Here is a 4,544-nt window from a genome sequence, read left to right on the forward strand (position 1 = left end):
CGCGGTCGAACTGCGGAACCGGCTCACCGAGGCGAGCGGAGTGCGGCTGCCCGCCACCCTCGTCTTCGACCACCCCACACCCGCCGCGCTCGCCGAATACCTGCGCGACAGGCTCGACCTCACCGGCTCCGCACCCACACCGGCCGTGCTCGTACAACTGGCCCGGCTGGAGAAGGAGGTGGCCGCAGCCACGGTGGATGCGACGTTGCACGGCCAAGTCGCGGCGCGGATCCAGGCGCTGGGCACCCAGTGGGACACGATCCTCCGCGGCGAGGAGGACGAGGACGCCATCGACATCGAATCGGCGACCGACGACGAGATCTTCGAGCTGGTCGACAGGGAGCTCGGGCTTTCCTGACCGGCGTTCCGGCGCAGTCCGCATTCAGGCGCAGCCCGCATTCAGGCGCAGTCCGCATTCCGGCGCAGCCCACATTCAGGCGCAGGCCACATTCAAGGGGAGAAGCATGTCCAACGACGAGAAGCTGCGCGACTATCTGAAGCGGGTACTCGCCGATCTGCAGCAGAGCCGCAAGAAGCTCCGCGACATCGAGGCGGAGGCCGCGGAGCCGATCGCGATCGTGGGGATGAGCTGCCGGCTGCCCGGCGGGGTCGGTTCGCCCGACGAGCTGTGGCAGTTGGTCGAGGGCGAGACCGACGCGCTGACCGGATTCCCCGGCGACCGCGGCTGGGACCTGGACAACCTCTTCGACCCCGACCCGGGCCGCGTCGGCAGGACCTATGTCGACCAGGGCGGATTCCTCGGCGGAGCGGGTGACTTCGACGCCGAACTGTTCGGTGTATCTCCCCGGGAGGCGCTGGCGTCCGACCCGCAGCAGCGGCTGATGCTGGAGCTGTCCTGGGAGGTGTGCGAGCGGGCGGGCATCGCCCCGACCTCGCTGAAGGGCCGCGACGTCGGCGTCTTCTCCGGCCTGATGTTCCACGACTACGCCGACAAACTGGAGCAGCTGCCGGACGGCCTCGAGGGCTACTTCGGCATCGGCAACTCGGGCAGCGTCCTGTCCGGCCGTGTCTCGTACGTCCTGGGACTCGAAGGGCCCTCGGTGACCCTTGACACCGCGTGCTCCTCCTCGCTGGTCGCGGTGCACCTCGCGGCCCAGTCGCTGCGCGGCGGAGAGTGCTCCCTCGCGCTGGCCGGCGGTGTCGCCGTGATGTCCACCCCCGAGGTGTTCGTCGACTTCAGCCGCCAGGGCGGACTGGCCCCCAACGGCCGGTGCAAGGCGTTCGCCGACGCGGCGGACGGCACCGGTCTCGCCGAAGGTGCTGTGGTCCTGCTTCTTGAGCGGCTCTCCGATGCCCGGCGCAATGGTCGTCGGGTGCTCGCGGTGGTGCGGGGTTCGGCGGTGAACCAGGATGGTGCGTCGAACGGTCTGACGGCGCCGAACGGTCCGTCGCAGGAGCGGGTGATCCAGGCGGCGCTGGCCAATGCCCGGCTGACCGCTGCCGACGTGGACGTGGTGGAGGCGCACGGCACGGGGACCAAGCTCGGTGATCCGATCGAGGCGCAGGCCGTTCTTGCCACGTACGGTCAGGCGCACTCCAGTGAACAGCCGTTGTGGCTGGGGTCGTTGAAGTCGAACATCGGGCATACGCAGGCGGCTGCGGGCGGTGCCGGGATCATCAAGATGGTGGAGGCGCTGCGGCGTGGGGTCCTTCCCCGGACCCTGCATGTGGATGCGCCGACGGCGCAGGTGGACTGGACGGCCGGAGCCGTCGAACTGCTCACCGAGGCCCGGGCATGGCCGGAGACCGGACGGGCACGGCGAGCCGCCGTCTCCTCCTTCGGTGTGAGCGGCACCAACGCCCACGTCATCCTGGAACAAGTCCCGGATGCGGAGGCTCTGGCTACGGAGGCTCCGGAGGGGGAGTCGGATGCCGCTCCGGTGCCCTCGGTGGTGCCGTGGGTGCTGTCGGGCCGTGGCAGTGGATCGCTGTCCGCGCAGGCGGCGAAGCTCGCCGCGCATGTACGGGAGTCCGAGGACCTGTCGCCGGCCGAGGTCGGCCGGGCCCTCGCGCACACCCGCGCCCAGCTCGACGACCGGGCCGTCGTCGTCGTCGGATCGAAGGACGAGGCATTGGCCGGCCTCGACGCGCTGGCCGAAGGCGCACCCGTGCCAGGCGTCATCACCGGCACGGCCGACGTCGAGGGCAAGAAGGTCTTCGTCTTCCCCGGCCAGGGCTCCCAGTGGGCGGGCATGGGACTCGAACTCCTGGACACGTCACCGGTGTTCGCCGACGCCTTCACCGAAACGGCCCGTGCGCTCGCCCCGTACCTCGACTGGGACGTCACCGACACCCTGCGGCAGTCGGACGGCGCACCTCCGATGGAGCGTCCGGACGTCATCCAGGTCATCCTGTTCGCCGTAGCGGTCTCGCTGGCCAGGCTGTGGGAGCACTACGGGGTCGTGCCGGACGCCGTCATCGGTCACTCCCAGGGCGAGGTCGCCGCCGCGCACATAGCCGGCGCGCTCTCCCTGGAGGACGCGGCCCGCGTCATCGCCGTCCGCAGCGAGACCGCCGTCGGCAGCCTCGTCGGCAGTGGTGGCCTCGCCACGCTGGCCCTGTCCCGAGAGGCAGCCCTCACCCGGATGGGGCGCTGGGACGGCCGCATCGAACTCGCGGCGGTCAACGGCCCCGCGTCCGTCGTCGTCGGTGGCGTACCCGAGGCCCTGGACGAGCTCGTGGCCGAGCTGACGGCGGAGGACATCCGTGCCCGCCGCGTGGAGGCCGCCGTCTATGCCTCGCACACGTCCTTCGTGGAGCCCGCGAAGGACGACATCCTCAAGGCCCTGGAGAGTGTGCGGCCGGCGCGGCCCGTCATTCCGTTCTTCTCCACGTGCGACGGCGACTGGGTGAGCGAACCGAGCTTCGACGCCGCGTACTGGTACCGCAACCTGCGCCGGACCGTGGACTTCGCCGGTGCCGTCGAGACCCTCGTCGAACAGGGCCACCGCGTCTTCGTGGAGGTGAGCCCGCACCCCGTCCTGGCCACCGGCGTTCAGGCGACAGTGGAGCAGCGTGAAGGGGTCTCCGCCGTGGTCACTGGCTCTCTGCGGCGCGATGACGGCGGCCTGAAGCGGTTCCTGGCCTCGGTCGCGCAGCTGCACACGGCAGGTGTGCGGGTCGACTGGTCGCGGGCCTTCGGCGCGGGCGGCGCCCCCTACGTCGAGCTGCCCACGACCGTCTTCCGGCGGCAGCGCTACTGGCTGGCCCCCGGGCGGGGGGCCACGGCCGGCGGCGACGCGAGTGCCATCGGCCTCGTGCCCGCCGAGCACCCGCTGCTCGGAGCGGTGGTCGGCATGGCAGGCGGCGGCGGACTGCTCTTCTCCAGCAGGCTCTCCCTCGCCACCCACCCCTGGCTGCGCGACCACGCGGCCTCCGGCGTCTGCCTGCTGCCCGGCACCGCCCTCCTCGAACTGGCCGTCCGCGCGGGCGAGGAGCTCGGTCATCCCCGCGTCGACGAGCTGGTCATCGAGGCCCCGCTGATCCTGCCCGACCGCGGCGGCGTCCATCTCCAGGTCACCCTCGGCGAGCTCGACTCCACGGGACGCCGGGAAGTCGTCGTCTACTCCCGGCCCGACGACGCCCTCACCGACGCCCCCTGGTCCCGGCACGCTGCGGGCTTCCTCGCCCCGCCGCGGACGCCGGCGGACCCCGGACTCACCCAGTGGCCGCCCGCGGGCGCCGAGCGGGTCGAAGTGGCCGGGTTCTACGAGGAGTTGGCGGCCCGCGGTTTCGAGTACGGGCCGTCGTTCCAGGGGGTGCGTTCGGTGTGGCGGCGTGGTGAGGAGGTGTTCGCCGAGGTCGCTCTGCCCGAGGAGCAGCGGCGGGACGCGGGTGGTTATGCCCTGCATCCCGCCCTGTTCGACGCGGCCTTGCAGGCCACCAACTTCCTCGGCATTCCCGACCCCGAGCCCGGCAGCCTGCTGCTCCCCTTCGCCTGGAACGACGTCGCGGTGCACGCCTCCGGTGCCTCCGTGCTGCGCCTGAAGGTGACGAGGGTCGGCTCCGACGGCTTCTCGCTCCTGGCTGCGGATGAGTTGGGGGTGGCGGTGGCTGAGTTGGGGTCGTTGGTGTTGCGGCCGATTGCGGTGGGTGAGTTGGCGGTGGCGGGTTCGGTGGTGGGTGAGTCGTTGTTCCGTGTGGAGTGGGTGGAGGGTGTGCTGCCTGAGGTGGGTGTGGGGGTGGCGGATGAGGCTGTGGTGGATCTGACGGGTGTGGTGGGTGCTGATCCGCTGGTGGTGCGTGAGGGTGTGGCGCGTGCGTTGGATGCGGTGCGTGGGTGGTTGGTGGATGGGGTGGAGTCTGCGCGGTTGGTGGTGGTGACGGGTGGGGTTGATGTGGATCCGGTTGCTGCTGCGGTGTGGGGGTTGGTGCGGTCGGCGCAGACGGAGCATCCGGGGCGGGTGGTGTTGGTGGATGCGGTGGGTGAGTGGCGTGGGTGGCTTGGCCGGGTGGTGGCTTCGGGTGAGTCGCAGGTGCGGTTGCGTGAGGGTGCGGTGTGGGTGCCGCGGTTGGCGCGGGTG

The 4,544-nt window shown here is 71.2% G+C and carries 2 protein-coding genes; both read left to right on the forward strand.

The window, feature by feature from the left end; translation table 11 throughout:
* On the forward strand, positions 1-358 hold a 358-nt coding region (locus ABZ953_RS39030; protein WP_361734249.1), incomplete at its 5' end, for a phosphopantetheine-binding protein.
* A 106-nt stretch (positions 359-464) separates the two neighbouring features.
* Positions 465-4,544: acyltransferase domain-containing protein (locus ABZ953_RS39035; protein ID WP_361734251.1), on the forward strand; the 4,080-nt coding region annotated here is incomplete at its 3' end.

The sequence above is a fragment of the Streptomyces sp. NPDC046465 genome, assembly GCF_040646035.1.
Taxonomy (GTDB): Bacteria; Actinomycetota; Actinomycetes; order Streptomycetales; family Streptomycetaceae; genus Streptomyces.